Genomic DNA, 6,017 nt, shown 5'->3' with positions numbered 1-6,017 from the left:
AACAAACCTAATTGCATGAGTATTTGACGATGTGGTCAGACGCACTTTTACTCGAGGAACAAACCCCCACGCAATAAAAAACCCCAGCAGTATGTACTGCTGGGGTTTCGTATTAGAAGCCTGACGATGACCTACTCTCACATGGGACCTCCCACACTACCATCGGCGATGAACCGTTTCACTTCTGAGTTCGGGATGGGATCAGGTGGTTCCAGTTCTCTATGGTCGTCAGGCAAAACTCTGGTTGAAGTAACTTACGGTCGTTACACCAACACTTAATTCTGCTGTTGTCTTTAACATTGGAAGCAATAGTAGTCGCTTATGATTCATATCTTCATTATTCGTCGATTTTTCGATTGGTTGCCTATACACCCAGCCTTCTTTCGAAGACGCTTTGGCGTTATATAGTCAAGCCTCACGGGCAATTAGTACAGGTTAGCTCAACGCCTCACAACGCTTACACACCCTGCCTATCAACCTCATAGTCTTTAAGGGCCCTTTAGGATTCTCAAGGAATCAGGGAAAACTTATCTTGAAGGGGGCTTCCCGCTTAGATGCTTTCAGCGGTTATCCTGTCCGAACATAGCTACCGGGCAATGCGTCTGGCGACACAACCCGAACACCAGAGGTTCGTCCACTCCGGTCCTCTCGTACTAGGAGCAGCTCTTCTCAATTTTCCAACGTCCACGGCAGATAGGGACCGAACTGTCTCACGACGTTCTAAACCCAGCTCGCGTACCACTTTAAATGGCGAACAGCCATACCCTTGGGACCGGCTTCAGCCCCAGGATGTGATGAGCCGACATCGAGGTGCCAAACACCGCCGTCGATGTGAACTCTTGGGCGGTATCAGCCTGTTATCCCCGGAGTACCTTTTATCCGTTGAGCGATGGCCCTTCCATACAGAACCACCGGATCACTATGACCTACTTTCGTACCTGCTCGACGTGTCTGTCTCGCAGTTAAGCGCGCTTATGCCATTACACTAACCGCATGATGTCCGACCATGCTTAGCGCACCTTCGTGCTCCTCCGTTACTCTTTGGGAGGAGACCGCCCCAGTCAAACTACCCACCACACAGTGTCCTCGATCCCGATAAGGGACCAGAGTTAGAACCTCAAACATACCAGGGTGGTATTTCAAGGATGGCTCCACACACACTGGCGTGCATGTTTCAAAGCCTCCCACCTATCCTACACAAATAGGCTCAAAGTTCACTGTGAAGCTGTAGTAAAGGTTCACGGGGTCTTTCCGTCTAGCCGCGGATACGCTGCATCTTAACAGCGATTTCAATTTCACTGAGTCTCGGGTGGAGACAGCTTAGCCATCGTTACACCATTCGTGCAGGTCGGAACTTACCCGACAAGGAATTTCGCTACCTTAGGACCGTTATAGTTACGGCCGCCGTTTACCGGGGCTTCGATCAAGAGCTTCGCATACGCTAACCCCATCAATTAACCTTCCGGCACCGGGCAGGTGTCACACCCTATACGTCCTCTTTCGAGTTTGCAGAGTGCTGTGTTTTTAATAAACAGTCGCAGCTAACTGGTATCTTCGACTGCCGCTAGCTTAGGGAGCAAGTCCCATCACCGGCAGCAGCGTACCTTCTCCCGAAGTTACGGTACCATTTTGCCTAGTTCCTTCACCCGAGTTCTCTCAAGCGCCTTGGTATTCTCTACCTGACCACCTGTGTCGGTTTGGGGTACGGTTCCTTTATATCTGAAGCTTAGAAGTTTTTCCTGGAAGCAGAGCATCAACCACTTCAATCCCGTAGGATCTCGTCATCAGTTCTCAGCCTTAGGGACCCGGATTTGCCTAAGTCCCCAGCCTACAACCTTAAACATGGACAACCATCGCCATGCTGGCCTAGCTTTCTCCGTCTCTCCATCGCAATATAAAGAAGTACAGGAATATTAACCTGTTTCCCATCGACTACGCTTCTCAGCCTCGCCTTAGGGGCCGACTCACCCTGCGCCGATTAGCGTTGCGCAGGAACCCTTGGTCTTCCGGCGGGGAGGTTTTTCACCCCCCTTATCGTTACTCATGTCAGCATTCGCACTTCTGATACCTCCAGCAAACCTCTCGATTCACCTTCAACAGCGTACAGAACGCTCCTCTACCATATAGATAAATCTATATCCGCAGCTTCGGTTCATAGTTTGAGCCCCGTTAAATCTTCCGCGCAGGCCGACTCGACTAGTGAGCTATTACGCTTTCTTTAAAGGGTGGCTGCTTCTAAGCCAACCTCCTAGCTGTCTAAGCCTTCCCACATCGTTTCCCACTTAACTATGAATTTGGGACCTTAGCTGGCGGTCTGGGTTGTTGCCCTCTCCACGACGGACGTTAGCACCCGCCGTGTGTCTCCCGTGCTCGCACTCCTAGGTATTCGGAGTTTGCATGGGGTTGGTAAGTCGGGATGACCCCCTAGCCCAAACAGTGCTCTACCCCCTAGGGTGATACACGAGGCGCTACCTAAATAGCTTTCGAGGAGAACCAGCTATCTCCGAGTTTGATTAGCCTTTCACTCCTATCCACAAGTCATCCCCTGGCTTTTCAACGACAGTGGGTTCGGTCCTCCAGTCAGTGTTACCTAACCTTCAACCTGCTCATGGATAGATCACTCGGTTTCGGGTCTAATCCTAGCAACTGTGCGCCCTATTAAGACTCGGTTTCCCTACGGCTCCCCTATACGGTTAACCTTGCTACTAAAATTAAGTCGCTGACCCATTATACAAAAGGTACGCAGTCACAGAACAAGTCTGCTCCCACTGCTTGTACGCATACGGTTTCAGGATCTATTTCACTCCCCTCACAGGGGTTCTTTTCGCCTTTCCCTCACGGTACTGGTTCACTATCGGTCAGTCAGGAGTATTTAGCCTTGGAGGATGGTCCCCCCATCTTCAGACAAGATAACACGTGTCCCGTCCTACTTAATATGTAACTAAAGCTGCTTCGTGTACGGGGCTATCACCCTCTATCGCCACACTTTCCAGAGTGTTCCACTACAACTTTAATTATCGGCTGTTCCCCGTTCGCTCGCCGCTACTAAGGGAATCTCGGTTGATTTCTTTTCCTCCGGGTACTTAGATGTTTCAGTTCTCCGGGTTCGCTTCTTACACCTATGTATTCAGTGCAAGATAACCGTCTTATGACGGTTGGGTTTCCCCATTCGGAAATCGTTGGATCAAAGCTCGTTTACCAGCTCCCCAACGCTTATCGCAGGTTTCTACGTCCTTCATCGCCTCTGACTGCCAAGGCATCCACCGTATGCGCTTAGTCGCTTGACTATATAACCCAAAGAGTCCTCCAGGACGACCTTTTACCATCCCAGTCTTTGTGTCATACACGACCAATCGTAACGTTTCGCCGAATAACGCTTGATATGAATCTCATTTCTTACATTATCCGAGTTAAATGTTTTGCCGCTGATATATGGCAAAACAAATAACCTTAGCAATGTTATTAATAGTCATCACAACTACTAACAACGTTTCTACTATCACATTCCAAATTGTTAAAGAACATTCTGATTCTCTGATCAGAACTAAAAACACTCAAAGCAACGCTTTGAATATCTTTAGTTATGAACAGAAATTGGTGGAGCTAAGCAGGATCGAACTGCTGACCTCCTGCGTGCAAGGCAGGCGCTCTCCCAGCTGAGCTATAGCCCCATCTCTGGACTCGGCCTTCTGATAATTGGTAGGCCTGGGCAGACTTGAACTGCCGACCTCACCCTTATCAGGGGTGCGCTCTAACCACCTGAGCTACAGGCCTATTGTTCTTTAAATCTCAACCAAGCAATTCGTGTGAACTCTGACCGAAACGTGCACGTTTCGTTTAAGGAGGTGATCCAGCCCCAGGTTCCCCTAGGGCTACCTTGTTACGACTTCACCCCAGTCATGAACCACACCGTGGTAATCGTCCCCCCGAAGGTTAGACTAACTACTTCTGGTGCAATCCACTCCCATGGTGTGACGGGCGGTGTGTACAAGGCCCGGGAACGTATTCACCGTGACATTCTGATTCACGATTACTAGCGATTCCGACTTCATGGAGTCGAGTTGCAGACTCCAATCCGGACTACGATAGGCTTTCTGGGATTAGCTCCACCTCGCGGCTTAGCGTCCCTTTGTATCTACCATTGTAGCACGTGTGTAGCCCTGGTCGTAAGGGCCATGATGACTTGACGTCGTCCCCACCTTCCTCCGGTTTGTCACCGGCAGTCTCCTTAGAGTTCCCACCCGAAGTGCTGGCAAATAAGGATAAGGGTTGCGCTCGTTACGGGACTTAACCCAACATTTCACAACACGAGCTGACGACAGCCATGCAGCACCTGTCACTGCGTTCCCGAAGGCACCAATCTATCTCTAGAAAGTTCGCAGGATGTCAAGACCAGGTAAGGTTCTTCGCGTTGCATCGAATTAAACCACATGCTCCACCGCTTGTGCGGGCCCCCGTCAATTCATTTGAGTTTTAACCTTGCGGCCGTACTCCCCAGGCGGTCTACTTAGTGCGTTAGCTGCGCCACTAAGGAATCAAGTTCCCCAACGGCTAGTAGACATCGTTTACGGCGTGGACTACCAGGGTATCTAATCCTGTTTGCTCCCCACGCTTTCGCACCTCAGCGTCAGTATCAGTCCAGGTGGCCGCCTTCGCCACTGATGTTCCTTCCAATCTCTACGCATTTCACCGCTACACTGGAAATTCCACCACCCTCTACTGTACTCTAGCGAACCAGTTCCAAATGCAGTTCCCAGGTTGAGCCCGGGGCTTTCACATCTGGCTTAGTAAGCCGCCTACGCGCGCTTTACGCCCAGTAATTCCGATTAACGCTCGCACCCTCAGTATTACCGCGGCTGCTGGCACTGAGTTAGCCGGTGCTTCTTCTGTAGGTAACGTCAATCCTCGCAGGTATTAACTACGAGGCCTTCCTCCCTACTGAAAGTGCTTTACAACCCGAAAGCCTTCTTCACACACGCGGCATGGCTGCATCAGGCTTGCGCCCATTGTGCAATATTCCCCACTGCTGCCTCCCGTAGGAGTCTGGGCCGTGTCTCAGTCCCAGTGTGGCTGATCATCCTCTCAGACCAGCTAGAGATCGTCGCCTTGGTGAGCCATTACCTCACCAACTAGCTAATCTCACGCAGGCCCATCCAATAGCGAGAGCCGAAGCCCCCTTTCCTCCGTAGAGCGTATGCGGTATTAATCCGGTTTTCACCGGGCTATCCCCCACTACTGGGCAGGTTCCTACGCGTTACTCACCCGTCCGCCGCTCGTCAGCATCTAGCAAGCTAGATCTGTTACCGCTCGACTTGCATGTGTTAAGCCTGCCGCCAGCGTTCAATCTGAGCCATGATCAAACTCTTCAGTTTAATCTTCAAGTGTCATCCCGAAGGACAACTAAATTTGTCTCAAGTAAAACTACTGTAATTACAATAAATGAATTCACAGAACGTTGACTTGATAATCTCTTAATAGCACCCAAAAACTTAATGTCTTCAGTGCTTTACGTGACATCATCTCAGTCAGCGCCCACACGAATTGCTTGGCTAATTTTTAAAGATCGTTGCTTGATGACCGTTTCCGTTCCCTCAAGCGAGGCGCGTATTCTACAGAGCCTCAGTTGATTGTCAACACCTTTTCTTAACTTTCTGAATTTAATTTTCTAAGCAACTAACTTATTGAAATCAAACTCAAAATTAGGTGTTAACTTCTCGCTTATTTCCAACCCTTTTGAAGGGTCTTCCCTCAAGCGAGGCGCGAATTATATAGATCTTAATTCGCCGGTCAACTACTTTTTTTGATCTTTCTGATTTTATTTTTGAGCTCGTTTTCAACACTTAAATAAGCAACAAAAACTTCTCAAAAATCACCAGAAACAAAGATCAAAAATTACGCTAGAAGACCTTCACTTCTCACCTCAATTTCGACTCCCTTAGGTGCCTCCCTCAAAGCGAGCGAGCATTTTAAATATCTCGCTTTGGATAGCAAGTGTTTTTCTTAAAAGTTTCGATCAT

At 49.3% G+C, this 6,017-nt stretch carries 2 tRNA genes and 3 rRNA genes; all 5 read right to left on the bottom strand.

From position 1 onward, the window contains the following. Positions 1–118: 118 nt before the first annotated feature. Positions 119–233: ribosomal RNA gene (rrf, locus tag A3739_RS06990) — 5S ribosomal RNA — on the bottom strand. Between the two features lie 171 nt (positions 234–404). Beyond that, positions 405–3,287: ribosomal RNA gene (locus A3739_RS06985) — 23S ribosomal RNA — on the bottom strand. A gap of 308 nt (positions 3,288–3,595) precedes the next feature. Next, a tRNA-Ala gene (locus A3739_RS06980) sits at positions 3,596–3,671 on the bottom strand. Between the two features lie 26 nt (positions 3,672–3,697). Beyond that, positions 3,698–3,774: transfer RNA gene (locus A3739_RS06975), tRNA-Ile, on the bottom strand. A 64-nt stretch (positions 3,775–3,838) separates the two neighbouring features. After that, positions 3,839–5,372 (bottom strand): 16S ribosomal RNA (locus A3739_RS06970). Together the 16S, 23S and 5S rRNA genes with 2 tRNA genes alongside form the textbook arrangement of a ribosomal RNA operon. Positions 5,373–6,017: the final 645 nt, after the last annotated feature.

Source organism: Oleiphilus sp. HI0067 (assembly GCF_001635735.1).
Note: the sequence above shows the minus strand (reverse complement) of the source record. Positions and strands in the feature narration are given on the sequence as shown.